The 23,847-nt window shown below is 67.0% G+C and carries 21 protein-coding genes and 1 other RNA gene; 9 read left to right on the top strand and 13 right to left on the bottom strand.

Going from position 1 to position 23,847, the window contains the following annotated elements:
* The first annotated feature begins 70 nt into the window (after positions 1 to 70).
* Genes AC3B6A_RS23560 through relB form a run of 4 tightly spaced genes read left to right on the top strand, consistent with a single transcriptional unit; the run spans position 71 to position 3,081 of the window.
* Positions 71 to 1,363: a phage replication initiation factor gene (locus AC3B6A_RS23560; protein ID WP_488399510.1), complete on the top strand. Its 1,293-nt coding sequence runs from the start codon at positions 71 to 73 to the stop codon at positions 1,361 to 1,363.
* A complete protein-coding gene (locus tag AC3B6A_RS23555; RefSeq protein ID WP_488399509.1) occupies positions 1,363 to 2,361 on the top strand; it encodes a phage integrase in 999 nt (332 codons plus the stop codon). The genes AC3B6A_RS23560 and AC3B6A_RS23555 overlap by 1 nt, the downstream gene beginning before the upstream one ends.
* A gap of 38 nt (positions 2,362 to 2,399) precedes the next feature.
* Positions 2,400 to 2,765 (top strand): type II toxin-antitoxin system RelE/ParE family toxin, encoded by a 366-nt coding sequence (locus AC3B6A_RS23550; RefSeq protein WP_488399508.1) that lies wholly within the window; start codon positions 2,400 to 2,402, stop codon positions 2,763 to 2,765.
* Entirely contained in the window at positions 2,758 to 3,081 is a 324-nt protein-coding gene (gene relB, locus AC3B6A_RS23545) for a type II toxin-antitoxin system RelB family anti-toxin (protein WP_488399507.1), read from the top strand. The genes AC3B6A_RS23550 and relB overlap by 8 nt, the downstream gene beginning before the upstream one ends.
* Positions 3,082 to 3,174: 93 nt before the next feature.
* Here the strand turns inward: relB and ssrA are convergent.
* From ssrA to AC3B6A_RS23495, 10 genes are all read right to left on the bottom strand, one after another.
* Positions 3,175 to 3,530, bottom strand: a transfer-messenger RNA (tmRNA) gene (gene ssrA / locus AC3B6A_RS23540).
* Positions 3,531 to 3,604: 74 nt separating this feature from the next.
* Entirely contained in the window at positions 3,605 to 4,282 is a 678-nt protein-coding gene (locus AC3B6A_RS23535; protein WP_488399506.1) for a type 1 glutamine amidotransferase domain-containing protein, read from the bottom strand.
* 86 nt (positions 4,283 to 4,368) lie between these two features.
* Positions 4,369 to 5,379, bottom strand: a complete 1,011-nt coding sequence (locus tag AC3B6A_RS23530) for a sodium:calcium antiporter (RefSeq protein WP_488399505.1) — start codon at positions 5,377 to 5,379, stop codon at positions 4,369 to 4,371.
* A 210-nt stretch (positions 5,380 to 5,589) separates the two neighbouring features.
* Positions 5,590 to 8,880 (bottom strand): acetyl-CoA carboxylase family protein, encoded by a 3,291-nt coding sequence (locus AC3B6A_RS23525; protein ID WP_488403684.1) that lies wholly within the window; start codon positions 8,878 to 8,880, stop codon positions 5,590 to 5,592.
* A gap of 192 nt (positions 8,881 to 9,072) precedes the next feature.
* Positions 9,073 to 9,324: a PA2433 domain-containing protein gene (locus AC3B6A_RS23520; RefSeq protein ID WP_488399504.1), complete on the bottom strand. Its 252-nt coding sequence runs from the start codon at positions 9,322 to 9,324 to the stop codon at positions 9,073 to 9,075.
* Between the two features lie 85 nt (positions 9,325 to 9,409).
* The gene (locus AC3B6A_RS23515) at positions 9,410 to 10,816 is read right to left on the bottom strand and encodes a sensor histidine kinase (RefSeq protein ID WP_488399503.1); all 1,407 of its coding nucleotides are present in this window, start codon (positions 10,814 to 10,816) and stop codon (positions 9,410 to 9,412) included.
* The gene (locus AC3B6A_RS23510) at positions 10,813 to 11,490 is read right to left on the bottom strand and encodes a response regulator (protein ID WP_488399502.1); all 678 of its coding nucleotides are present in this window, start codon (positions 11,488 to 11,490) and stop codon (positions 10,813 to 10,815) included. The genes AC3B6A_RS23515 and AC3B6A_RS23510 overlap by 4 nt, the downstream gene beginning before the upstream one ends.
* 192 nt (positions 11,491 to 11,682) lie before the next feature.
* The gene (locus tag AC3B6A_RS23505; protein ID WP_488399501.1) at positions 11,683 to 14,493 is read right to left on the bottom strand and encodes an FAD-binding and (Fe-S)-binding domain-containing protein; all 2,811 of its coding nucleotides are present in this window, start codon (positions 14,491 to 14,493) and stop codon (positions 11,683 to 11,685) included.
* Between the two features lie 174 nt (positions 14,494 to 14,667).
* Positions 14,668 to 15,810: an FMN-dependent L-lactate dehydrogenase LldD gene (gene lldD, locus AC3B6A_RS23500; protein ID WP_488399500.1), complete on the bottom strand. Its 1,143-nt coding sequence runs from the start codon at positions 15,808 to 15,810 to the stop codon at positions 14,668 to 14,670.
* 151 nt (positions 15,811 to 15,961) lie between these two features.
* Positions 15,962 to 17,638: a lactate permease LctP family transporter gene (locus AC3B6A_RS23495; protein WP_488399499.1), complete on the bottom strand. Its 1,677-nt coding sequence runs from the start codon at positions 17,636 to 17,638 to the stop codon at positions 15,962 to 15,964.
* A gap of 333 nt (positions 17,639 to 17,971) precedes the next feature.
* Between AC3B6A_RS23495 and AC3B6A_RS23490 the strand changes: the two genes are divergently transcribed.
* Positions 17,972 to 18,748, top strand: coding sequence for an FCD domain-containing protein (locus AC3B6A_RS23490; RefSeq protein WP_488399498.1), 777 nt, complete (start codon positions 17,972 to 17,974; stop codon positions 18,746 to 18,748).
* 39 nt (positions 18,749 to 18,787) lie between these two features.
* Here AC3B6A_RS23490 and smpB read toward each other — a convergent pair whose 3' ends face one another.
* A complete protein-coding gene (smpB, locus tag AC3B6A_RS23485) occupies positions 18,788 to 19,267 on the bottom strand; it encodes an SsrA-binding protein SmpB (protein WP_488399497.1) in 480 nt (159 codons plus the stop codon).
* A gap of 152 nt (positions 19,268 to 19,419) precedes the next feature.
* Between smpB and AC3B6A_RS23480 the strand changes: the two genes are divergently transcribed.
* Together AC3B6A_RS23480 and AC3B6A_RS23475 are read left to right on the top strand one after the other, a co-directional pair.
* Positions 19,420 to 19,854, top strand: coding sequence for a type II toxin-antitoxin system RatA family toxin (locus AC3B6A_RS23480; protein ID WP_488399496.1), 435 nt, complete (start codon positions 19,420 to 19,422; stop codon positions 19,852 to 19,854).
* Positions 19,847 to 20,155 (top strand): RnfH family protein, encoded by a 309-nt coding sequence (locus tag AC3B6A_RS23475; RefSeq protein ID WP_488399495.1) that lies wholly within the window; start codon positions 19,847 to 19,849, stop codon positions 20,153 to 20,155. Before AC3B6A_RS23480 ends, AC3B6A_RS23475 begins: the two co-directional genes overlap by 8 nt.
* Positions 20,156 to 20,226: 71 nt before the next feature.
* Here AC3B6A_RS23475 and AC3B6A_RS23470 read toward each other — a convergent pair whose 3' ends face one another.
* Positions 20,227 to 20,760, bottom strand: coding sequence for an outer membrane protein assembly factor BamE (locus tag AC3B6A_RS23470; RefSeq protein WP_488399494.1), 534 nt, complete (start codon positions 20,758 to 20,760; stop codon positions 20,227 to 20,229).
* A gap of 96 nt (positions 20,761 to 20,856) precedes the next feature.
* Here AC3B6A_RS23470 and fur point away from each other — a divergent pair, with 96 nt between their 5' ends.
* Positions 20,857 to 21,261, top strand: a complete 405-nt coding sequence (gene fur, locus AC3B6A_RS23465) for a ferric iron uptake transcriptional regulator (protein WP_488399493.1) — start codon at positions 20,857 to 20,859, stop codon at positions 21,259 to 21,261.
* A 142-nt stretch (positions 21,262 to 21,403) separates the two neighbouring features.
* Here fur and recN read toward each other — a convergent pair whose 3' ends face one another.
* On the bottom strand, positions 21,404 to 23,080 hold the full coding sequence (recN, locus tag AC3B6A_RS23460; protein WP_488399492.1) for a DNA repair protein RecN: 1,677 nt from the start codon (positions 23,078 to 23,080) through the stop codon (positions 21,404 to 21,406).
* A gap of 197 nt (positions 23,081 to 23,277) precedes the next feature.
* On the opposite strand from recN, the gene grpE reads away from it, so the two are divergent.
* Entirely contained in the window at positions 23,278 to 23,841 is a 564-nt protein-coding gene (grpE, locus tag AC3B6A_RS23455; protein WP_488399491.1) for a nucleotide exchange factor GrpE, read from the top strand.
* Positions 23,842 to 23,847 lie beyond the last annotated feature (6 nt).

Genomic DNA, 23,847 nt, shown 5'->3' with positions numbered 1-23,847 from the left:
GACGGCCCTGTAACACGTCAGACAACGCAAAACATACCTGTTGGTAATTGGACATTGTTAGGTGAATCCCATGAGAAAAGTGACCCACCAGAAACGTCTCTTCGTTCAAGCCGATGGCCAGATCATCGACGCTCCGCATGGCCGCCTGTTCATGGACTCGCAAGCCGGTGACTTCACCGACCTCTCGGGCGTTCGGGTGCTGCGGTGCGGCGTGGACACGGTGCGTCAGCTGTACAACGGCATGATCCGGCCCGAGGTGATGGCGCTGTTCGATGACAAGGAGTCCACCGCCGAGTTCGCCGGGCACCAGTGGTCCAAGGGGCGCATCGGCCGCGACTCCGGCTACCAGTTCCGCCTGCAGAACGCGGACCTGGGCCTGATCCTGTTGATCAAGAACCACAACATCAAGCTCGACACCCTCGGCGCGCACCTGAAGATCGAAGTGTCCCCACACACCATCGACGGCACCGATCCCTCGACGCTCCAGGACATGCTCGATGACCTCGCCGCCGCGGTACTGACGCATTGCGAGACGAACCAGTGTGCGGTGCACATCGCCCTGGATGTTCAGGGCTGGAACCCGCCTACCAACATCGTGGATCGCATGCACTGCCGCTCCAACCGGGTCCGCCAGATCAGCGGCATCGACCGCATCGAATTCGACGGCAACGCCTCGGTGTACGGACGTGGCGAGACCTTCATGTTCGGCTCCGCCAACGGGCTGCAGCTGTGCATCTACAACAAGTCGCTGCAGGCGCGCGCGAGCGACAAGCTGGACTACTGGAACGCGGTCTGGTCCAGCCTCAATGGCGATCCATTCGGCGAAGGTGAAGCCGCCTACAACCCGGACGAAACGGTGTGGCGCATCGAGTTCCGCTTCCACCACTCCATCGTCGATCAGTTCGCTCAGGGCACCTGCCTGCCCTCTGGCGCGGTGATCGCGACGCGGACCTACGCCGGGATATGCCCGCACCTGCAAGGCCTGTTCGGCTATGCCTGCGAGGCGTTCAAGTTGCTGTCCCGGGATGCCGTGTACGACCCGTTCTGGTCGCTGATCATGCAGGACGTGAAGGTCCAGGTCGAAGCCGATCCGCTGATCGAACGTGTCGAATACCGGCGCTACCACAAGACGGCCATGGGCTTCTCCGGCAAGAACTGCGAGATGTTCCTGGGCCAGTTCATCAGCCTCATCGCACGGGAGCGCGTCCCCGCAAAAAAGGCTATTGAGTCCGCCCACCGACTGGAATTCTGGCACGTCATCGAAGACCACTATCTGGCCAAGGGTTGGACTCGCCGCGAACTGGAGCAGCACATCAAGGACCTCATCTCGGACCGCTACCTCAGGCGAGGCTATGCCGTCTGATGAGCATCACCAAGCTCCCGGACGGCCGCTGGCTCGTTGATGTCGAACCGATCAAGGGCAAGCGCTTCCGCAAGCGGTTCAAGACCAAGGGTGAGGCCCAGCGCTTCGAAGCCACGGTGCGGCAGAAGTGCATCGAGAACCCTGCGTGGAGCCTGAAGCCCAAGGATCGCCGCAGGCTCTCCGAGCTGGTGCAACTCTGGTACGACCTGCACGGCCACTCACTGCGCGACGCGCCCCGGCGGCTCTCCAAGCTGCTGCAACTGGCTGCTCGATTGGGTGATCCGGTTGCGACACGTTTCGACGCATCCGCCTATGCACACCTGCGCCGTAAACGCCTGGAAAACGGGATATCGGGGAAGACCCTGAACAACGAGCTGGGCTACGTGCGAGCGGTGTTCAACGAGCTGAAAGACCTGGGGCAGATCGACTACGCCAACCCGCTGGCGGGGGTGAAGCTGCTGAAGCTCCAGGAGCGTGAGTTGTCATGGCTGACCACGGACCAGATCGGCGAACTCCTCGATGCTATTCGCAGCGGCTGCGACAACCCGCATACGGAGCTGGTGACGCTGCTGTGCCTGGCTACCGGGGCTCGATGGTCTGAGGCGGAAAAGCTGCCTCCACAACGGCTGCAAGGTAACGTCGTGACCTATGCCGGAACCAAGTCAGGCAGGGTACGCCACGTTCCGATCCCAACCGAGTTGGCTGATAAGATCAGAGCGCATTGGCGCAAGCATGGCCCGTTCACCTCCTGCATCACTTCCTTTCGCCGTGCCCTGGAGCGCACCACGATTCAGCTACCGCAAGGGCAGGCCAGCCACGCTCTGCGTCACACCTTTGCCAGTCACTTCATGATGAACGGCGGCAACATCCTTACCCTGCAGAAAATCCTGGGCCATTCGACGCTGACGATGACCATGCGCTACGCACATCTGTCGCCTGATCATCTTCAGGATGCAGTGAGATTCGGTCCGTTGTCAGGGGTTGCGGCCTTTCTTTAGAATTCCTTTGATGGAATATTTCATGGGGGTTATATTTCGTGGCGTGGGATATCGAGTACACCGATGATTTTGGTGACTGGTGGGAGTCTCTTTCTGAAGCTGAGCAAGAGTCCCTGGCAGTAACCGTACGTCTGCTTGAAGAGAGGGGACCGTCTTTGGGGCATCCCTATAGCAGCGGCATCAATGGCTCCCGTCATGGGCACATGAGGGAACTGCGAACCCAGCATGGCGGACGACCGTTACGCACGCTCTATGCGTTCGATCCCAGGCGCTCGGCGATACTGCTGATCGGTGGTGACAAGACGGGGGATGATCGCTGGTACGAGGTAAACGTCCCGGTGGCCGACCGCCTCTATGACGAACATTTGCGGCAGCTCCGCGAGGAGGGATTGATTGATGGCTAAGAAATTTGCAGACCTGCGGGCGAAGATGTCGCCCCAGGCTCAGGCCCGTGTCGAGGAAAACGCTCAGGCGCTGCTGGCCGAGATGCCGTTGAATGAGTTGCGCCAGGCCCGTGGGCTTTCGCAGAAGATGCTCTCGGAAGTGCTGCACGTGCAGCAGCCGGCCATCGCCAAGATGGAGAAGCGTACGGACATGTACATCTCCACGTTGCGCAGCCATATCGAAGCCATGGGCGGACAGCTGGAAGTGATCGCCCGATTCCCGGATGGTGCGGTGAAGATCAGCAATTTCGCGGATATCGAAGAAGCGCACGCCTGACCCCTGCGCTTCGACAGTTCTTCGACACCTCAAGCCGGAAAAGAAAAAGCCCCTGAGATTCGCTAGGAAAATCAGGGGCTTATCGTTTGCATTTGGTGGAGCCGGGGGGATTTGAACCCCCGTCCGCCAGTTCTCCGCTGTCGGTTCTACATGCTTAGCCATCTCTATTGAGTTAACTCCGCGCGGCCCGAGTGGCAGGGTGCTTGGAGCGAGCTGTATGAGTTTTAGCCGTTACGTCTACAGCGAACTTGGCGGCGATCCTGTTCTATCTGACAGACCTAATCTTCGGGTTTACAGGCATCCCCTAGGGTCTGCTGGGGCATTAAGCCGCCAGAGCGTAGTTGTCGTCGTTGGCAACTATAAAGTTGTGGCAGCGGATTTACGAGAACTGTCACCTACTCGGCATGCCCCTCGAGTTTTGTTACCGGCGTCGAATCCTAATCGGCCCCAAAACCTTTGAAGGTCCGGGCCATTCTACGGGAAAGCCGCCCCGAGGTCCAACCCGGGGCGGTGCAAGGCGTTGTCACGTCAGGAATTTCAGCACGGCCTCGGCCACCGCCTCGGAGCTGGCGGGGTTCTGGCCGGTGATCAGGCCGCGGTCGACTTCCACGTGGCTCTCCCAGTTCGGCCCCTTGCTGTAGCGGGCGCCGTTGGCCTTGAGCATGTCCTGGACGAGGAAGGGCACCACGTCGGTGAGGCCCACGGCTTCCTCCTCGCTGTTGGTGAAGCCGGTGACGTGCCGGCCCTGCACCAGCGGCTGGCCGTCCAGGCCGCGCGGGTGGCGGAAGACCGCGGGGGCGTGGCAGACGGCGGAGACGGGCTTGCCGCTGGAGTGGAAGGCCTCGATCAGCGCCACCGAGGTGCGGTCCTCGGCCAGGTCCCACAGCGGGCCGTGGCCGCCGGGGTAGAAGAGGGCGTCGTAGTCGTCGGCGCGCACCTCGCTGAGTTTCACGGTATTGGCCAGCGCGGCCTGGGCTTCGCCGTCCTGGCGGAAGCGGCGGGTGGCCGGGGTCTGGGCGTCTTCCTCGTCGCTCTTGGGGTCGAGCGGTGGCTGGCCGCCCTTGGGCGAGGCGAGGGTCAGGGTGGCGCCGGCATCCTTGAACACGTAGTAGGGCGCGGCGAACTCCTCGAGCCAGAAGCCGGTCTTCTTGCCGGTGCTGCCGAGCTGGTCGTGGGAGGTCAGGACTACCAGGATTTTCATGCTCACTCCTTCGGCGTATCGCGATGACGAGCGGCTGCCGCGGCAACGGCAGCCCGGACTGGTCAGTGTAGGCAATGCGCCGCGCGTCAGCGCGACAGGGTGATGCCCAGATAGGCGGCGTACAGCACGCCGTTGCACAGCAGCACCCAGATCGGCAGGCCGTCGCGCTGTGCATTGAGGCGCAGCCAGAGGGCGGCGCCGAGGGTGATCAGCACGCCGGTGAGCACCTCGGTGCGCGGCTGCCAGGGGGTGAGCAGGATGCCGATGGCGGGCAGCAGGGTGCCCTGGAACACCATCGCCCCGCTGATGTTGCCGAACGCCAGGGTGTCCTTGCCGCGGCGGACCCAGAGGATGCTGTTGATCTTCTCCGGTAGCTCTGTGGCGATCGGGATGATCAGCAGCGACAGCAGCAGCGCGGAGAGCCCCAGCAGGTGCGACAGCCCCTCGACGCCATGGATGAAGCCCTTGGCGCCCAGCACCAGCAGCACCAGGCCCAGCAGCAGTTGCAGCAGGATGGTGGCGAGATTGGTCGGCAGGCCGATGCGCGACAGGTACATGTGGTGGTCGGCCTCGGTGCCGTGGCCGTTCTCCACCAGTTCCTGCGACGCCTGTAGCGTCAGGGTGATGTAGGCGACGTAGGTGAGCACCAGCAGCAGGCTCAGGAGCACGCGCACGAGCAGGTGCTGGGTCGGCACGAACATGGCGACGGCGGCGATGCTGAAGGCGACCAGGAAGAAGTTCAGGTCGCGCTGCAGGCCGCTGCGCTCGGGGCGCACGCGCCCGCTCAGGCCCCGCGCGCGCAGGGCGAAGCAGGCCATCAGGCAGGTGGACAGGGTTGACAGCATCAGCGGCGCGCCGAGGATGGCGCCGACGCCGACCTCCTGGTTGAGGTTCACGTTGCTGGTGCCGGCGAACAGCGCCAGCAGGGGGATCAGGGTTTCCGGCAGCGCGGTGCCGATGGCGGCGAACAGCGAGCCGGTGACGCCCTCGGAGATGCCCAGGCGCTCGCCCAGGTGCTCCAGCGCGTTGGTGAAGAGTTCGGCGGCGACCAGGATCACCAGCAGCATGCCGAGCAGTTCGAGGATGAAGGTCAGCATGCGGCGGGCTCCCGGCGACCGGAGCGAAGGGTGAGGATCGATGGCATCAGGATGGCGCTCCCGGCCGCGATATTGCCTGTGACCACGCCTGCTCCCGTCGTGGCGGAGGTTGCGCGGCCGGGCGGGATCGCTGGTGCGTCGAGCTCACCCCATTCGCGGGGCACGCGGCGACGCCCCGATGACGCCGCGAATTCTAGCCGATCGGCCCGGTCACCAGGTATCGATCATCGCGCGCTTCTTGCCCTGGCGCGGCGCCGGGCGCGGCACCGAGGCCAGCCCGCGCAGCAGCCAGCGGCGGGTGTCGGCCGGGTCGATCACGTCGTCGATCTCCAGGTAGCTCGCCATGTTCAGCCCCTTGCCGTTGCGGTAGGCGGTGGCGACCAGCTTGTCGAACAGCGCCTGGCGCTCCTGCGGGTCTTCCACGGCGGCCAGCTCCTTGGCGTAGCCGAGGCGGATCGCGCCTTCCAGGCCCATGGCGCCGAACTCGCCGCTGGGCCAGGCCACGGTGAACAGCGAGGCGTGGAAACTGCCGGCGGCCATGGCCTGGGCGCCCAGGCCGTAGCCCTTGCGCAGCACCACGGTGAAGCAGGGCACGCCCAGGCTGGCGGCGGTGACGAACATGCGCGAGACGTGGCGCACGGTGGCGGTCTTCTCCGCCTCCGGGCCGACCATGAAGCCGGGGGTGTCGCACAGCGAGATGAGCGGCAGGTCGAAGGCGTCGCACAGCTGCATGAAGCGCGCGGCCTTGTCGCCGGCCTCGGCGTCGATGGCGCCGCCCAGGTGCATGGGGTTGTTGGCGATCAGGCCGAAGGGCTTGCCCTCGATGCGCAGCAGCGCGGTGATCATCCCGGCGGCGAAGTGCCGGCGCAGCTCCAGCACCGAGCCGCTGTCGGCCAGTTGCTCGATCACCTGGCGGATGTCGTAGACGCGCAGGCGGTTCTCCGGCACCGCATGGCGCAGCAGGCGCTGGTCGGCGCATTGCCAGCCGTCGGTGTCGCCCTGGAAGTAGGCGAGGTACTGGCGGGCGACGCGGGTGGCTTCGGCCTCGTCTTCCACCAGCACGTCGATCACCCCGTTGGCGCTCTGCACGTCGCTCGGGCCGACTTCCTCGGGGGCGAATTTGCCCAGGCCGCCGCCCTCGATCATCGCCGGCCCCGCCATGCCCAGGCTGGTATCGCGGGTGGCGATGATCACGTCGCAGCAGCCCAGCAGCGCCGCGTTGCCGGCGAAGCAGCGGCCGGAGACCACGCCCACCAGAGGCACCAGCCCGGAGAGCCGCGCGAGGCCGACGAAGCTCATGTTGTCCAGCCCGGCCACGCCGACGAAATCGGTGTCGCCCGGGCGCCCGCCGCCGCCTTCGGCGTAGAGCACCAGCGGGATGCGCCACTGCTCGGCGAGGTGCAACATGCGGTCGGTCTTCTTGTGGTTCATCACCCCCTGGGTGCCGGCGAACACCGTGTAGTCGTAGGCCAGCACCAGGCAGCGCGCCTTGTCCTCGCCGAACTGCGCGGCGTTGATGCTGCCCAGGCCGCTGACCAGGCCGTCGGCGGGGCTGCTGGCGATCAGTTCCTCGACGCTGCGGCGCCGGCGCTGGGCGGCGATGGCCAGCGCGCCGTATTCGATGAAGCTGCCGTCGTCGAGCAGGTCGGCGAGGTTTTCGCGGGTGGTGCGCTTGCCGATCCTGTGGCGCTTGGCGACGGCGTCCGGGCGGCGCTCGTCGAGGCCGATGGCGTGGCGCTCGATGACTTCGGCAAGGTCGGCGCGGATCGCGTCGAGGTCGATGACGGCGTCACGTTCATGGTGCTGCGCCTCGATCTCCGCCGGCTCGACGAACAGCAGCGCGCTGCCTTCGCCCAGGCTGTCGCCCGGCGTGGCGGCGAGGCTGTGGACGATGCCGCCGGCGCTGGCCTTGACCTCGAATTCCATCTTCATCGCCTCGACCACGGCGATGGTCTGGCCCTGGGCGACGGCGTCGCCCGGCGTCAGGTTCAGGCTGACCAGCACGCCGGCGCTGGGCGTCGCCAGCGGGATGCAGCCGGCCGGCGCCTCGCTGGCGCGGGAGTCTTCCGGCGCCGCGCCGGCATGGCTGAAGAAACGGTGCGGATGCGCGTGCTCCTGCGCGCCGAGCAGCGCCGGCAGGTGCTCCTCGATGTAGCGGGTGGTCACGCGGTTTTCGGCCACGTCCGGCTGGCGCAGCAGGTTGAGCAGCAGCGGGATGTTGCTCGCCACGCCTTCCAGGCGGAATTCGCAGAGCGCGCGGTAGGCGCGCTCGACCAGCTGCGGGAAGCCGCCGTTGCCGTGGACGATCAGCTTGGCCAGCAGCGAATCGTAGCCGGCGCTGTTGCGGTAGCCGGCGTAGCCGTAGCCGTCCACCCGCAGGCCGGGGCCGCTGGGCGGCTCGTAGGCACTGATCCGGCCGCAGGCGAGCTGGGGCGTGCCGTCGCTGGCGAGGCTTTCCAGGTTGATCCGCAGCTGCAGCGCGTGGCCGCGCGGCGCGGGAATCTCGGCCTGGGTCAGGTTCAGCTCGGCGAGGCTGGCGCCGGCGGCGATGCGCAGCTGCGCCTGCACCAGGTCGATGCCGGTCACCGCTTCGGTGATGGTGTGCTCGACCTGCAGGCGCGGGTTGGCTTCCATGAACACGAAGTCGCCGCTGTCTTCGTCGAGGAGGAATTCGAAGGTGCCCAGGCCGCGGTAGTTCACCGCTTCGGCCAGGCGCAGGGCGGCGGCGAGGATGGCGCCGCGCAGGCGTGGGTGCAGGTTGGGGCTGGGGGCGATTTCCAGCAGTTTCTGGTTGCGCCGCTGCAGGGTGCAGTCGCGCTCCCAGAGGTGGCTGACGCTGCGCCCGTCGCCGATCACCTGCACCTCGATGTGGCGCGCGCGGGGGATCAGCCGTTCGACGTACAGGCGCTCGTCGCCGAACGCCGCGCGGGCTTCGGCCTGGCAGCGGGCGTAGGCCTCGGCGATCTCCCCGACGCTGCGTACCGCGCGCATGCCGCGCCCGCCGCCACCAGCGAGGGCCTTGATCATCATCCCGGCGCCGGCGGGCAGTTCGCGGAAGAAGCGCTCGGCGTCTTCGCGGGCGGTGGCGCGGTTGCTGCCGGCGGCCAGCGCCACGCCGTGCTCGCGCGCCAGGTCGCGGGCGCGGGCCTTGTCGCCGAAGACGTCGAGGACCTCGGCCGCCGGCCCGACGAAGGTCAGCCCGGCGGCCTCGCAGCGGCGGGCGAAGCCGGCGTTCTCGGAGAGGAAGCCGTAGCCCGGGTGCACGGCGTCGCAGCCGTGGGCGAGGGCGATGTCGATGAGCTGCTGCTGGTCGAGGTAGGCGCCGGCGCCGCGTCCTTTCAGCGCTACCGTCTGGTCGGCCTGGCGGGTGTGCAGGGAGTCGGCGTCGTCCTCGGCGTGGATCGCGAGGGTCTGGATGCCCAGTTCGGCGGCGGCGCGGGCGATGCGGATGGCGATTTCGCCACGGTTGGCGATGAGCAGGTGCGTCAGGGGCATGGCGATTCCGGTTGTGATTCTTGTCGGTCGGCAATCGCTACATCTTAGGTAGGTGGTCGGGCGGGGGAATGAACTGCCATCTCGCGAATGGCGAGGGCTTCGCGGCGCTTATCGGCGCAGGGATGCGGCGAGCGCCCCGGCGCGGCGGGCACCCGGAAGCGGGGCGGCCGGCCGTCCAGGCCGGCCGTCGAGGACGAATCAGGACTTGGCGCTCTGCTTGAGCAGCTTCAGGGCTTTTTCGGTCTGGGCGATGCAGGCCTTGGTGTCGCCGGCCTTCTGGGCCTCGATGGCCTTTTCCTGCAGGCGCATGGCCTGGTCCTGGGTCTGGGCGTTGCCGGCGTTGGCCTGCACGGCGGCGTCGATCTTCTGGAGGTTGTCGCTGCACGGGTCGGCGGCGAAGACCGGCGACGCCAGCAGGGCGGCGGTAATGAGCAAGGCGGTACGTTTCATGGTTGTACTCCTGGCAAATTCACCGGGTTGTCGCGGGCCGCTCACGGGGACCGCAAAGGGTGGACTGCCGGATTTTTCGCCAGGTTCACACTTTTTCGCCGGTGGTTGCCGGCAGTTCGACGCAAACGCCCAGGCCGGCGCCGTCCAGTCCCGGGTGCAGGCTGATGCGCCCGTGGTGGATTTCCACGATGCGCTTGACGATGGGCAGTCCGAGCCCGCTGCCGGTGCTGCTGGCGGCGCCGGGGCTGCGGTAGAAGCGGGTGAAGATGGCCGCCTGCTCGGCCGGCGCCACGCCGGGGCCGTTGTCGCGCACCCAGAGCACCAGCCGGCCGTCCGCGCGCTCCAGGCTTACCGCCACGCGGCCGCCTTCGGGGGTGTAGCGCAGGGCGTTGCCGACCAGGTTGGTGAGGATCAGCCCGAGCCACAGCGGCACCCCCATCAGCGTGCTGCCCGGCTGGGTGTCGAGGGTGAGTTCGATGCCCTTGTCGATGGCCTGGGGGGCGAGTTCGGCGATGCTGTCTTCGGCGAGCAGGCCGAGGTCGACGGGGCTGAAGGTTTCGTGCAGTTCCTCGCCGTCGAGCCGGGCCAGCAGCAGGATCTGCTCCATCAGCGCGCCGATGCGTTCGACGCTGCGGCTGACCTGCCGCAGGCCGTGGGCGTGGGCCGCCGGATCGGCGGAGCGCAGCGCCACCTGGGCGTGGGTGCGCAGGCTGGCCAGCGGCGTGCGGATTTCATGGGCGGCATCGCTGGTCAGGCGGCGCTCGGCCTCCAGGGCCGATTGCAGGCGCTCCAGCAGCAGGTTGAGTTCGTTGACCAGGCTGTGCACCTCCACCGGCGCCCGGTTCAGCGACAGCGGATGCAGGCTGCGGGCGCTGCGCTGGTGGACCTGCTCGATCAGGCTGCGCAGCGGCGCCAGGCCCTGGCGCACGCCGACCCAGACCAGCACGAGGAACAGCGGCAGGGCCAGCAGCAGCGGGAACAGCGCGCTGAACAGCAGCAGGCGCAGGGCCTTGGAGCGGTAATGCAGGTCCTCGAAGACCCAGATGCGCACGCCGTCCGGCTCGGTCGAGGCGATCTGCAGGACCCGCCAGTGCAGGCCGTCCTGCTCCAGGTTGGAGAGGCCCAGCGGCTGCTGCTCGATGCCGCCGGGCGCCCCGTCGGTCGCCAGCAGGCGCTGGCCCTGGTACCAGATGGAGTAACCCAGGGTGGCTTCCCGGCGCAGCAGCGGCAGGCCTTCGATGGCCTTGCGGCTGCGGTCGAGGATATCGCCCGGCGGGGTGGGCTGGGCGTCGACGGCGTCGGCGATGTCCACCAGGCTCATCGCGGCCTGGCCGAAGTCGATCATGTCCTGGTCGTAGAGGCGGTTCACCTGCTGGTGGGTCAGGTGATAGGTGAACAGGCCGGCCACCAGCCAGCACAGGGAGATGCCGCCGATCAGCAGGAGCAGCAGGCGGCGGCTGAGCGAGCCGGCGCGGCGCGGGGCGGGATTCACGGCGGGGTCGGGTTGGCGGGGCGGTCGATGCCGTAGCCGATGCCGCGCACCGTGCGGATCAGGCCGTTGCCCAGCTTGCGCCGCAGGTGGTGCACGTGGACCTCGATGGCGTTGCTCTCCAGGTCGCCGTCCCAGCCGTAGAGGGCTTCCACCAGGCGCGCGCGCGACAGCACCTTGCCGCGCTGTTCCAGCAGCAGGCGCAGCAGCGCGTATTCGCGCGGGGCCAGTTCCACCGGCGCGCCGGCGAGGCTGACCAGGTGGGTGGCCGGGTCCAGCAGCAGCTCGCCGTGCTGCAGCAGCGGCGCGGCGCGGCCGGTGCGGCGGCGGGTGAGGGCGCGGACGCGGGCGAGCAGTTCGTCGAGGTCGAAGGGTTTGGTCAGGTAGTCGTCGGCGCCGGCGTCGAGGCCGGCCACGCGGTCGGCCACCTTGTCGCGGGCGGTGAGGATCAGCACCGGCGTCAGGTCGCCGCGCCGGCGCAGGGCGCGCAGCACGTCCAGGCCGTCCTTGCGCGGCAGGCCGAGGTCGAGCACCAACAGGTCGAACTCGTCGGTCTGCAGCGCCTGCTCGGCGGCCAGGCCATCGCTGACCCAGTCCACGGTGTCGCCTTCCAGGCCGAGCCCGGCGCGAATGCCGTCGCCCAGCAACGCGTCGTCTTCCGCCAGCAGGATTCTCATCGGTGCCCCCTCATCGCGCGGCGCCGCCGCGACCATCCCGAGCAGGATAGCCGCAGCGGCCGTTTCGCGGCAGAGCCTGGCAGCGCTCGCTTAACGGGGCGTTAAGACGGGCGTCGCCTGTAGGAGCGAGCTTGCTCGCGAATCCGGGCCCCGCAGCGGGGCTGTTCGCGAGCAAGCTCGCTCCTACGACGGTCACACCGGACGTGCGCGGGTCACGCGATCCACCAGATAGACCACGCCGCGATAGTCGATGCCGCCGTGGGCGGACAGGCCGATCTCGCAGGTGCGGCTGGTGGAGACGCCTTCCTCGCAATACTGCACCGCGTCTTTCAGCGTGCGCAGCGAGTGGGCGTTCAGCTCGGGCAGGGTGAAGCCCTTGTCGCCGGCGAAGCCGCAGCAGTGGATGCCTTCGGGGATGACCACCTCGCGGGTGCAGCGCTTGACCAGGTCGATCAGCGCCTGGCTCTCGCCCAGGTGCTGGGTGCTGCAGGTGACGTGCACGGCCACCGGCTTGTCCTGCGGCTGGAACTCCAGGCGCTCGACCAGATGGGTGCGGATGAACTTCACCGGGTCGTAGATCTTCAGCCGGTCGTCCGCCAGTTCCTGCACCAGGCGCAGGGTGCAGGGGCTGGTGTCGCAGTAGATCGGGTCGAGGCCGCCGCGGCTGGCGCGCAGCAGTTCGGCGAGCAGCTCGTCGCGCTTGGCGTCGGCCTGCTCCTTGTAGCCCTTGGAGGCGAACGGCTGGCCGCAGCAGAGGTTGTCGGCGTTGTCCGGGAAGACCACCTGGTAGCCGGCCTTTTCCAGCAGCTGGCGGGTCTTGTCGATCAGCGGCACCTGCTCCTCGTCGCCGGCCGCCGGGCCCATGGCGCGGGACACGCAGGCGGTCAGGTAGACCACGCGCGGCTTGCCGTTGTCGACGATCGGCGCGGCTGTGGACAGGCGCACCGGTTGCGGCATGGCCGGCGTCCACTGCGGCACGCGGCCCTTGCTGGCGTGGCTGATGGAGGCGCTGAGGCGGGCCAGGCGCGGCGCGCCCAGCAGCCTGCGCGCGCCGTTGGCGGCGTGGAGCATGAAGCGCGTGCCTTTCATCGCCGTGGCGAAGTTGCGCGCCAGCCAGGTGGCGGTGCCGGCGTGGTGGGCTTCCTCGCCGCGCAGCTTGCGGATCAGGTCGCCGGTGTTGATGTTCACCGGGCAGCGCTGGGCGCACAGGCCGGTGGCGGCGCAGGTGTCGATGCCCTGGTAGCGGTAGTCGCGCTCCAGTTCCGTGGTGTCGACGCCCGCGCGGCGCTTGGCCTGGATGTCGCGCCACATGACGATGCGCTGGCGCGGGCTGAGGGTCAGCCCCTTGGACGGGCAGACCGGCTCGCAGAAGCCGCACTCGATGCACTTGTCGACGATCTCGTCGGCGGCCGGCAGCGGCTTGAGGTTCTTCAGGTGCAACTGCGGGTCGTCGGTCAGCACCACGCCGGGGTTGAGGATGCCGCTGGGGTCGAGCAGGCGCTTGAGCTGCCACATCAGCTGGTAGGCGTCGTGGCCCCATTCCAGCTCGACGAAGGGCGCCATGTTGCGCCCGGTACCGTGCTCGGCCTTGAGCGAGCCGCCGTATTCCACCGCGACCAGCTGCGCGACGTCGTCCATGAAGGCCGAGTAGCGTGCCACTTGCTCCGGCGATTCGAAGCCCTGGGTGAAGACGAAGTGCAGGTTCCCCTCCAGCGCGTGGCCGAACAGGATGGCTTCGTCGTAGCCGTGTTTGTCGAACAGCTCGATCAGGCGATTGACGCCCTCGGCCAGTTGTTCGACGGGGAAGGTGACGTCCTCGATGATCACCGTGGTGCCGGTCTCGCGCACTGCGCCGACGGCCGGGAAGGTGTCCTTGCGGATGCGCCAGAGCTGGTTGTAGACCGCCGGGTCTTCGCTGAAATCGACCTGCTTCTCCACCGGGAAGTCGGCGATGGCGGCCATGATCTGGGCGAGCTGTTCGTGCAGCAGCGTCCGGGTTGCCGCGCGGGACTCGATGAGCAGCGCACAGGCGCCCTCGGACAGGCTCTTCACCCACGCCGGCATGCCCTGCATGTTCTCCACCGAGCGCAGGCTGCGGCGGTCCAGCAGTTCCACGGCGGACACCGGCTGCTGCTTGAGCACGGTCACCGCCTTGCAGCAGGTTTCCACGCTGGGGAAGACGATCAGCGCGCTGGCCTTGTGCGGGTGGTCCGGCACGGTGTCGTAGGTCACCGCGCTGATGAAGCCGAGGGTGCCTTCGGAGCCGACCATCAGGTGGGTGAGGATATCCAGCGGCTCGTCGTAGTCGACCAGGGCGTTCAGCGACAGGCCGGTGGTGTTCTTCAGGCGGTACTTGTGGCGGATCTTCGCGGCCAGCGAGGGGTTGGCGCGGGTCTGCCGGCCCAGTTCGGCGAGCTGGTCGAGCAGTTCGCCGTGGCTGTCGCGGAAGGCTGCGACGTTCTCGGGAATCTCGCTGTCCAGCAGGGTGCCGTCGGCCAGCAGCAGGCGCATGCCGGCGAGGGTGTGGTAGCTGTTCTGCGCCGTGCCGCAGCACATGCCGCTGGCGTTGTTGGCGACGATGCCACCGATCTTGCAGGCGTTGATCGAGGCTGGGTCGGGACCGATCTTGCGGCCGAAGGGGGCCAGCCAGGCGTTGGCCTGGGCGCCGATGACGCCGGGCTGCAGGCGGATCTGCGTGCCGCCGTCGCGGATGTCGCGGCCGTTCCAGTTGTCGCCCAGCACCAGCAGCACCGAGTCGCTCACGGCCTGGCCGGAGAGGCTGGTGCCGGCGGCGCGGAAGGTCACCGCGACCCGCTGGGCGTGGGCGGACTTGAGCAGGGCGGCGACTTCGTCTTCGCTCTCGACGCGGATCACCAGTTTGGGGATCAGCCGGTAGAAGCTGGCGTCGGTGCCGAAGGCCAGGGTCGAGAGCGGGTCGTCGAAGCGGCGCTCGCGGGGGATTAGGTGTTCTACCGTGTCGAGGAACGCGGCGGGCAGGCTCATGGCGGCTCCAGTCATCATCGGTGAGCGTGGACCGCTGGACGGCCCATCGGTGTTCTTTTGAGTCGAACGGGCCGGGAGGCACGTTCTTTTCGCAGGAGCGAGCTTGCTCGCGAACCGGGCGGGCACGGAGCTGGGCGGGTTCGCGAGCAAGCTCGCTCCTACGGGGGCTTGTCGTTAGCCGATTGCGCGCACCAGCGAGTCGCGGGTGATCTCGCCGATGGTCTTGGCGCCGGTCAGCACCATGGCCACGCGCATTTCCTTCTCGAACAGGTCCAGCAGGTTCTTCACGCCGGCTTCGCCGTGGGTCGCCAGGGCATAGAGGAAGGCGCGGCCGATGAGCACGGTGTCGGCGCCCAGGGCGATCATGCGCACCACGTCCAGGCCGTTGCGGATGCCGGAGTCGGCGAGGATCTTCAGCTCGCCCTTCACCGCGTCGGCGATCGCCGGCAGGGCGCGGGCGCTGGAGAGCACGCCGTCGAGCTGGCGGCCGCCGTGGTTGGAAACGATGATGCCGTCGGCGCCGAATTTCACCGCGTCCTTCGCATCCTCCGGATCGAGGATGCCCTTGATGATCATCGGGCCGTCCCAGAATTCACGGATCCACTCCAGGTCCTTCCAGGAGATCGACGGGTCGAAGTTGGCGCCCAGCCAGCCGATGTAGTCGGCCAGGCCGGTCGGGTTGCCGCGGTACTTGGAGATGTTGCCCAGGTCGTGCGGCTTGCCCAGCAGGCCGACGTCGAGGGCCCACTGCGGGTGGGTCATGGCCTGCCAGACGCGGCGCAGCGGCGCGTTCGGGCCGCTCATGCCGGAGTGTGCGTCGCGGTAGCGGGCGCCGGGCACCGGCATGTCGACGGTGAACACCAGGGTCTTCACGCCGGCGGCCTTGGCGCGCTCCAGGGCGTTGCGCATGAAGCCGCGGTCCTTCAGCACGTAGAGCTGGAACCACATGGGGCGGTCGATGGCCGGGGCGACTTCCTCGATCGGGCAGACCGATACGGTGGAGAGGGTGAACGGAATGCCTTTCGCGGCGGCCGCGCGGGCTGCCTGCACCTCGCCGCGCCGGGCGTACATGCCGGTCAGGCCGACCGGGGCGAGGGCCACCGGCATGCTCAGCGTCTCGTCGAACAGCCGGGTTTCCAGGCTCAGCTCGGACATGTTCTTCAGCACGCGCTGGCGCAGGGCGATGCCGGCCAGGTCGTCGACGTTGTTGCGCAGGGTGCGCTCGGCGTAGGCGCCACCGTCGGCGTAGTGGAAGAGGAACGGCGGCAGCTTGCGTTGGGCGGCGGCGCGGTAGTCGGTGGAGGCAGAGATGATCATGGGCTCTTCCGTCTGTAGAGATGATTGGGATCGAGCGAGCCGGGGCGAGACCGGTCGGAAATGGCCGGGGGCGCGGCGCCTACAACTGTAGGCGAGCGGCCCGGGGCCATTCCAACCCGGTATCGTCGACGCGCAGGCGATCAGGGCGCGATCAATGCACCAGCATGCCGGTGAAGATGTAGGCCTGGGCCAGGGTGATCAGGCCCACCATGGCGGCGAACATCAGGCTGTGCTTGAGGGTGAAGCGGAACAGGTCGGATTCCTTGCCGACCATGCCGGTGGCGGCGCAGGCCACGGCGATGGATTGCGGCGAGATCATCTTGCCGGTCACCCCGCCGCTGGTGTTGGCGGCCACCAGCAGGGTGTCGTGGACCCCGATCTGGTGCGCGGTGGTGGACTGCAGCGAGCTGAACAGCGCGTTGGAGGAGGTATCCGAACCGGTCAGGAACACGCCCAGCCAGCCGAGGAACGGCGAGAAGAACGGGAAGGCCGCGCCGGTGCCGGCCAGGACCAGCGCCAGGGTGGTGGACATGCCCGAGTAGTTGGTGACGAAGGCGAAGGCCAGCACCATGCCGATGGAGAGGATCGGCCACTTCAGCTCGACCAGGGTCTCCTTGAAGGTGGTCAGACCAGTTTTTGCGCCGATGCGCAGGATGAACATCGAGATCACGGCGGCGAGGAAGATCGCGGTGCCGGTGGCCGAAACCGGGTCGAGCTTGAACACCGCGGCGATCGGCGTCGGGTTGGCGACGATGGGCGCGGTCTTCACCACCAGCTGGTCCAGGTGCGGGATGGAGAAGTTGAACACCAGGTTGTACAGCGCACCGCCCGGGGCGAACATCGCCTTGAACGGCTTCAGGGTCCAGATGGTGACCAGCACGGTCAGCACCAGGAAGGGCGACCAGGCCTTGAGGATTTCGCCGAAGCCGTAGGGCGAAGGCTCGGTGCCGCGGGAGCCGCTGCCGCCCAGGACCGCCGCGCCGCCGGAGACGCCGACCACTTCGCGCTCGGCGGCCGGCTGCCAGACTTTCAGGAACAGGGTCAGGCAGATCAGGCTGACCAGGGCGGAGGTGATGTCCGGCAGTTCCGGGCCGATGAAGTTGGAGGTGAAGTACTGGGTGATGGCGAAGCTGCCGCCGGCGACCAGCGCGGCCGGCCAGGTTTCCTTCACGCCCTTGAGGCCGTCCATCATGAACACCAGCCAGAACGGCACGAGGATCGACAGGAACGGCAGCTGGCGGCCGGTCATGGCGCCGATCTTGAAGGCGTCGATGCCGGTCACCTGGCCCGCCACGATGATCGGGATGCCCAGGGCGCCGAAGGCCACCGGCGCGGTGTTGGCGATCAGGCACAGGCCCGCCGCGTAGAGCGGGTTGAAGCCCAGCCCGACGAGCAGGGCGGCGGTGATCGCCACCGGTGCGCCGAAGCCGGCCGCGCCCTCGAGGAAGGCGCCGAAGGAGAAGCCGATCAGCAGCACCTGCAGGCGCTGGTCGCCGGTGATCGACAGCACCGAGCTGCGGATCACCTCGAATTGGCCGCTCTTGACCGTGAGCTTGTAGAGGAACACCGCCGCGACGATGATCCAGGCGATCGGCCACAGGCCGTAGGCGAAGCCGTAGCCGGCGGCGGCGACCGCCATGTCGGCGGGCATGCCGAAGGCGGCGATGGCGATGATGATGGAGAGGGCGAGGGTGATGCTGCCGGCGACGTGGCCCTTGAGGCGGAACACGGCGAGGGCGAGGAAGAAGAATACGATCGGAATGACGGCGACCAGCGCCGACAGGCCAAGGCTGCCGAGCGGGGTATAAATCTGCTGCCAGGTTTGCATCTGGTTGGCTCCCTAATTGTTTTTGGGTGGAGGGCCTGGTTGCCGGTCGGACGATTCCGTTGCGCTTGTGGCGCGCTGGCAGGCGGTCGACTGATCGCGGCGTTCGTTATTGTCGTGCAATCGACTTTCTGGTAAATTGGTAAGACCAATTTACAAAGCCGAGCGCTCAGGGTAAAAGCCCAGCCGCCGGCGTGTCAATTTGCGGCTGTCCGACTTTTGTCGATGACGCCCCGGTGGGCGGCGTGGTCTTGTGGCTGGCGCCGGGGCTGTCCAGGCTGCCGCGTTCGATGCGCAAGGTGCGGCGTAGAGCGTTTTTTCGTGGAGTTCAGGAAGATGGGTTTCAGTCAGGTCAAGCAGCGCCGTCTGTCGGATGACATCGTCGAGCGCCTGGAGGCAATGATCCTCGAAGGCACCCTCAAGGCCGGCGAGCGCCTGCCCGCGGAGCGCGTGCTGGCCGAGCAGTTCGGCGTTTCGCGGCCGTCACTGCGCGAGGCGATCCAGAAGCTGGGGGCCAAGGGGTTGCTGATGAGCCGCCAGGGCGGGGGCAATTACGTCAGCGAGGGGCTGGGCTCGATGTTCAGCGACCCGCTGCTGCATCTGCTGGAGAGCAATCCGGATGCGCAGCGCGATCTGCTGGAGTTCCGCCATACCCTGGAGGGCTCCTGCGCCTATTACGCGGCGCTGCGCGCGACCGAGGTGGATCACCAGCGTCTGACGCAGGCTTTCGACGCTCTGCAGGACTGCTATCGGCGCCACGGCAAGGTCAGCCGGGCGGAGGAGGGCGCGGCGGACGCGGCCTTCCACCTGGCCATCGCCGAGGCCAGCCACAACGCCGTGTTGCTGCACACCATCCGCGGCCTGTTCGACCTGCTCAAGCGCAACGTGGTGACCAATATCGGTGGGATGTACGCGCAGCGCGACGAGACCCGCGAACAGCTGATGCGCCAGCATCGCGACCTGTTCGAGGCGATCGTCGGCGGGCGGGCGGAAGCCGCGCGGGAGATTTCCCAGCGGCACATCGACTACGTGCAGGAAGTGCTGGCCGAAGCCCAGGCCCAGGAAGTGCGCCTGCAGCGGGCGCAACGGCGCCAGGGTACGGTGGACGCCTGACCGGCGACGCGCCCTCGCTGACGGAGGGCGCGCGGGGGCTCAGTCGTCCTTGCCGTGGCGCATGGCGCGCTGGATTTCCCGATTGGAGTCGCGCTCCTTCTCGGTATCGCGCTTGTCGAATTCTTTCTTGCCCTTGGCCAGTGCGATCTCGCACTTGATCAGGTGCTTCTTCCAGTACACCGACAGGGCGACGCAGGCGTAGCCTTTCTGCTGCACGGCACCGAACAGCTTGCCCAGCTCGCGCTTGTGCAGCAGCAGCTTGCGCGTGCGCACCGGATCGGCGATGACGTGGGTGCTGGCAGTGGTCAGCGGCGTGATGTGGCTGCCCAGCAGCCAGGCTTCGCCATCCTTGAGCAGCACGTAGCTGTCCACCAGCTGCGCCTTTCCGGCGCGCAGGCTTTTGACTTCCCAGCCGGCCAGGGCGATGCCCGCCTCGAAGCGCTGCTCGATGAAGTAGTCGTGCAGAGCCTTCTTGTTCTGCGCGATGGTCCCCGAAGGGTGTTTCTTCTGTTTAGCCATAGGCCGCGCATTATAGGGAGTCGCTCGCCGCGCCGCTATCGGGATGGCGCATGCCGGCATGCAAGCTTGAGGGGGCGTGGCTAATCTCGGAGAATGCGCGCTGTTTTTGATCAGCGGGCGTTCGAGTCGCCCCATAACAAAGCGAGACGTCTATGAGCACGCATATCCAGCGTTCGGCGCTGCTGCCCTATCCGGCGAGGGCGCTGTACGACCTGGTCAACGATGTGGCGCGCTATCCGGAATTCCTGCCCTGGTGTTCGGCTTCCACCGTGCTGGACGAAAGCGAGGTGTCGATGCGCGCCGAGCTGACCGTGGCGAAGGGCAGCATCACCCAGCGCTTCACTACGCGTAATGCGCTGGTGCCCGGCCAGAGCATCGAGATGAACCTCGAGGAAGGCCCCTTCACCCAGCTGCACGGCGTGTGGACCTTCAAGGCGCTGGGCGACAAGGCCTGCAAGATCTCCCTCGACCTGACCTTCGACTACGCGGGCGCGCTGGTGAAGGCGACCCTCGGCCCGCTGTTCACCCAGGCGGCGAACACCATGGTCGACGCCTTCTGCCAGCGCGCCAAGCAGCTCCATGGCTGAACCGGCGAGCATTGCCGTCGAGGTGGTCTACGCGCTGCCGGAGCGGCAGGCCCTGCTGCGCCTGAGCGTGCCCTACGGCACGCGGGTGCGCGAAGCGGTGCTGCTGTCGGGCATCGCCGCGCAGTTTCCCGGCCTGGATGTGCGGAATTGCCCGCTGGGCATCTTCGGCAAGGCCGTGGCCAGGCCCGATGAGCGCGTGCTGGAAGACGGCGAGCGGGTGGAGATCTACCGGCCGCTGATCGCCGATCCCAAGGAAGTGCGCAAGCAGCGCGCGGCGCGGGCCAGGGCGGCCAGGGGCTGAGCCTTCGGGCAAGGAAATCGAAGGCAACAAAAAGCCCGGCACTGGCCGGGCTTCTTCGTTGCAGCGGACCCTTATTGCGGGGTCGTGTCCAGCGGTTCCGGGGTCGGGATCGGCACGGTTTCCACCTGGTCCACTTCCTTCTGGATCTGCTCTTCCACGGAACCGGGCCTGGCCGGTTCTTCCTTGGGCTGTTCGGGCTGCTGGGCCGGCTGCGACGGCGTGGTGGCCGGGCTGCCTTCCTTGCCGAGGATCGACTCGTCGCGGCTCACGCCGGGCATGAAATCGCCGTTGAGGCCGATCAGCTGGTCGCTCTCGCCGAAGTGCAGGGTCACGCGCTCCTGCTGGCGCTGTGAGCCGCCCGGCTGGATGCTGTACAGGTAGTCCCAGCGATTGGGGTGGAAAGTGTCGGTGATCAACGGGTTACCCATGATAAACCGCACTTGGCGCCGGGTCATTCCGGGCTTCAACTGGTCTATCATGTCTTGTGTTACGACGTTGCCCTGCTGGATATCGATCTTGTAGACCCCCGGGAAAGAGCAACCGGCGAGTGCGGCGAGTCCCAGCGCGAAAGCGAGACTGGTCAGCATGAGCTTGGCGTTTTGCATCGAGGGGTGACTTCCACTATCTTGGCTGAGCGACGAAACCCCGATCATACCTGCATTGATGGAAGCTGCGAAGCATCCCGCGCCGAGAAAGCACACATGGTTGAAAATAACGAACTGCGCAAAGTCGGACTGAAGGTCACGCTGCCGCGCGTCAAGATCCTCCAGATGCTCGATTCCGCCGAGCAACGCCACATGAGCGCGGAGGATGTTTACAAAGCGCTGATGGAGGCGGGGGAAGACGTAGGTCTGGCCACCGTCTATCGCGTACTGACCCAGTTCGAGGCCGCCGGTCTGGTGGTTCGCCACAACTTCGACGGCGGCCATGCCGTCTTCGAGCTGGCCGACAGCGGTCATCACGACCACATGGTCTGCGTCGATACCGGCGAAGTCATCGAGTTCATGGACTCGGAAATCGAGAAGCGCCAGAGGGCGATCGTCAACGAGCGCGGTTTCGACCTCGTCGATCACAACCTGGTGCTCTACGTGCGCAAGAAGAAATAAGCGTACGCGCAATGCAGAACGGCGACCCTCGGGTCGCCGTTTTCGTTTAGCGGCTTTTCGCGGGAGCGGGCTTGCTCGCAAACGATTTTGCTGGCGGCTCCGGCGTTATGCGGTTCGCGAGCAAGCTCGCTCCTACAGGGATTTATCCCTGTGTCGCCGAATCCACCATCTTGCGCGCGTGGGCGAGGGATTCCTTGGTCAGGTCGACGCCGCCGAGCATGCGGGCGATTTCCTCGATGCGCTCGGCCTTCTTCAGGTTGGCGACGGCGGTGCGGGTTTCGCTGGTGTCGCGGTCCTTGTGCACGAACAGGTGCTGGTGGCCCTGGGCGGCGACCTGTGGCAGGTGGGTGACGGTTAGCACCTGGCCGCGCTCGCCCAGGCGGCGCAGCAGCTGGCCGACCACTTCGGCGGTGGGGCCGCCGATGCCGACGTCGACTTCGTCGAAGACCAGGGTGGGAATACGCGAGGTCTGCGCGGTGATCACCTGGATCGCCAGGCTGATGCGTGACAATTCGCCGCCGGAGGCGACCTTCGCCAGCCCCTTCATCGGTTGCCCGGGGTTGGCGCTGACCAGGAATTCCAGCTGCTCCAGGCCGTTCACCTGCGGCTCGTCCGAAGCGGCATCGCGCAGCTCGATGGCGAAGCGCCCGCCGGGCATGCCCAGGCGCTGCATCTCGACTTCCACCGCCTTGGCCAGTTGCGGCGCGGCGCTGCGGCGGATGCGGCCGAGTTCGTCCGCCTTCTCCCGATAATGCCGGGCATAGGCGGCCAGCTCGTCGCCCAGGCGCTCGACGGCTTCGTCGTCGGCGTTCAGCGCTTCCAGTTCATCCAGCAGGCGTTGCTGCAGTTCCTGCAGTTCGTGCGGCTGTGCCCGGTGCTTGCGTGCCAGGCTGTAGATGGCGTCCATGCGTTCTTCCAGTTGCTGCAGGCGCATGGGGTCGGCGTCGAAGTTGTCGACGAAGCGGTTCAGCTCGCCAATGGCTTCTTCGACCTGGATCTGCGCGCTGGACAGCAGGTTTACCGCTTCGCCCAGCGCGGGCGGCTGGCTCGGGAAGGCGGTGAGGCGGTTGAGACTCGAGGTCAGGGCGGAGAGCACGTTGCCGGCGTCGCTCTCGCTGCACAGTTCCACCACCTGGCGGCAGGCGGCGATCAGGCTGCCGGCGTTGCTCAGGGTCTTGTGCTCGGCTTCCAGCGTCTCCAGTTCGTTGTCGCCCAGGCCGAGGTTTTCCAGCTCTTCCAGCTGGTAGCTGAGCAACTGGTGCCGGGCGCGCTGCTCGTCTCCGTTGCGCGACAGGCGGTCCAGCTCCTGGCGAGTCTGCTTCCAGCGTTGCGCGGCGAGCTGTACCTGGCGCGCGAGGTCCTGGCTGCCGGCGTATTCGTCGAGCAGGCGGCGGTGGGTGTCGGCCTTGAGCAGGGACTGGTGCTCGTGCTGGCTGTGGATGTCGATGAGCAGCTCGCCCAGGTGCTTGAGGTCGCCGAGCGGGCAGGGCGTGCCGTTGATGTAGGCGCGGGAGCGGCCTTCGGCGGTGATCACCCGGCGCAGGATGCACGGGCCGTCCTGTTCCAGGTCGCGCTCGGCCAGCCAGTCGCGGGCCTCGGCGATGGCGGCGACATCGAAGCTGGCGAGAATGTCGGCCTTGTCGGCGCCGGGGCGGACCACGCCGCTGTCGGCGCGATCGCCCAGGGCCAGGCCAAGGGCGTCGAGCATGATCGATTTGCCGGCGCCGGTTTCGCCGGTGATCACGGTCATGCCGGCGGCGAGCTCGAGATCGAGGTGCTCGACGATGGCGTAGTTGTGCACGGACAGATGAACCAGCATGGGCGGTGGCTCCGCAGAAATGTCTGGTTATTTATACAGTATTTTCCGCCGCTGGCAATTCTCTCTCGTCTCCCAGGGCCTTCCCTTGAGGCCGGCACCCTTGAACTCGAAAAAATGCCCCCCATATAGACGGCAGAGTCGCGGATCATTGGGTTCGCTTTGTTTTCAAAGGCTTATTTTCTTTTTTGGAGAGTGGCATGTCTGACGAGCAACAGACTCAGGATTCCCAGTTCAACGAGCAGCCGGAAACCGGCGCCGCCGAGGACCTGAACGCCCGCGTGCTGGAGCTGGAAGAACAGGTCGCCGCGGCGAAGGACCAGAGCCTGCGCGCCGTTGCCGAACTGCAGAACGTCCGCCGCCGTGCCGAGCAGGACGTGGAGAAGGCGCACAAGTTCGCCCTGGAGAAGTTCGCCGGCGACCTGCTGCCGATCGTCGATACCCTGGAGCGCGCGCTGGAGATGTCCAGCCCGGACGACGGGGCGATCAAGCCGATGCGCGAAGGCATCGAGCTGACCCTGAAGATGTTCCACGACACGCTCAAGCGCTACAGCCTGGAGCCGGTCGACCCGCACGGCGAGCCGTTCAATCCCGAGCATCACCAGGCCATGGCGATGGAGGAGAGTGTGCACCTGGAGCCCGGCAGCGTGGTCAAGGTGTTCCAGAAGGGCTACCTGCTCAATGGCCGCCTGCTGCGCCCGGCGATGGTCGTGGTCAGCAAGGCGCCCGAACAAACCCCGCCTTCGATCGACGAGAAGGCTTGAAATCCA

This window comes from Pseudomonas sp. B12(2026), from assembly GCF_057767015.1.
The sequence above is the reverse complement of the archived record's forward strand: the minus strand, read 5'-3'. Positions and strand labels throughout refer to the sequence as shown.

Excerpts from the sequence above, each read along its gene's own strand:
- AC3B6A_RS23555 (WP_488399509.1), top strand. The coding sequence starts at position 1,363 with ATGAGCATCACCAAGCTCCCGGACGGCCGCTGGCTCGTTGATGTCGAA.
- recN (WP_488399492.1), bottom strand. The coding sequence starts at position 23,080 with ATGCTGGTTCATCTGTCCGTGCACAACTACGCCATCGTCGAGCACCTC.
- relB (WP_488399507.1), top strand. The coding sequence starts at position 2,758 with ATGGCTAAGAAATTTGCAGACCTGCGGGCGAAGATGTCGCCCCAGGCT.
- AC3B6A_RS23490 (WP_488399498.1), top strand. The coding sequence starts at position 17,972 with ATGGGTTTCAGTCAGGTCAAGCAGCGCCGTCTGTCGGATGACATCGTC.
- fur (WP_488399493.1), top strand. The coding sequence starts at position 20,857 with ATGGTTGAAAATAACGAACTGCGCAAAGTCGGACTGAAGGTCACGCTG.
- AC3B6A_RS23480 (WP_488399496.1), top strand. The coding sequence starts at position 19,420 with ATGAGCACGCATATCCAGCGTTCGGCGCTGCTGCCCTATCCGGCGAGG.
- AC3B6A_RS23495 (WP_488399499.1), bottom strand. The coding sequence starts at position 17,638 with ATGCAAACCTGGCAGCAGATTTATACCCCGCTCGGCAGCCTTGGCCTG.
- AC3B6A_RS23560 (WP_488399510.1), top strand. The coding sequence starts at position 71 with ATGAGAAAAGTGACCCACCAGAAACGTCTCTTCGTTCAAGCCGATGGC.
- AC3B6A_RS23535 (WP_488399506.1), bottom strand. The coding sequence starts at position 4,282 with ATGAAAATCCTGGTAGTCCTGACCTCCCACGACCAGCTCGGCAGCACC.
- AC3B6A_RS23505 (WP_488399501.1), bottom strand. The coding sequence starts at position 14,493 with ATGAGCCTGCCCGCCGCGTTCCTCGACACGGTAGAACACCTAATCCCC.
- grpE (WP_488399491.1), top strand. The coding sequence starts at position 23,278 with ATGTCTGACGAGCAACAGACTCAGGATTCCCAGTTCAACGAGCAGCCG.
- AC3B6A_RS23475 (WP_488399495.1), top strand. The coding sequence starts at position 19,847 with ATGGCTGAACCGGCGAGCATTGCCGTCGAGGTGGTCTACGCGCTGCCG.
- lldD (WP_488399500.1), bottom strand. The coding sequence starts at position 15,810 with ATGATCATCTCTGCCTCCACCGACTACCGCGCCGCCGCCCAACGCAAG.
- AC3B6A_RS23530 (WP_488399505.1), bottom strand. The coding sequence starts at position 5,379 with ATGCTGACCTTCATCCTCGAACTGCTCGGCATGCTGCTGGTGATCCTG.
- AC3B6A_RS23520 (WP_488399504.1), bottom strand. The coding sequence starts at position 9,324 with ATGAAACGTACCGCCTTGCTCATTACCGCCGCCCTGCTGGCGTCGCCG.
- AC3B6A_RS23510 (WP_488399502.1), bottom strand. The coding sequence starts at position 11,490 with ATGAGAATCCTGCTGGCGGAAGACGACGCGTTGCTGGGCGACGGCATT.
- AC3B6A_RS23470 (WP_488399494.1), bottom strand. The coding sequence starts at position 20,760 with ATGCAAAACGCCAAGCTCATGCTGACCAGTCTCGCTTTCGCGCTGGGA.
- smpB (WP_488399497.1), bottom strand. The coding sequence starts at position 19,267 with ATGGCTAAACAGAAGAAACACCCTTCGGGGACCATCGCGCAGAACAAG.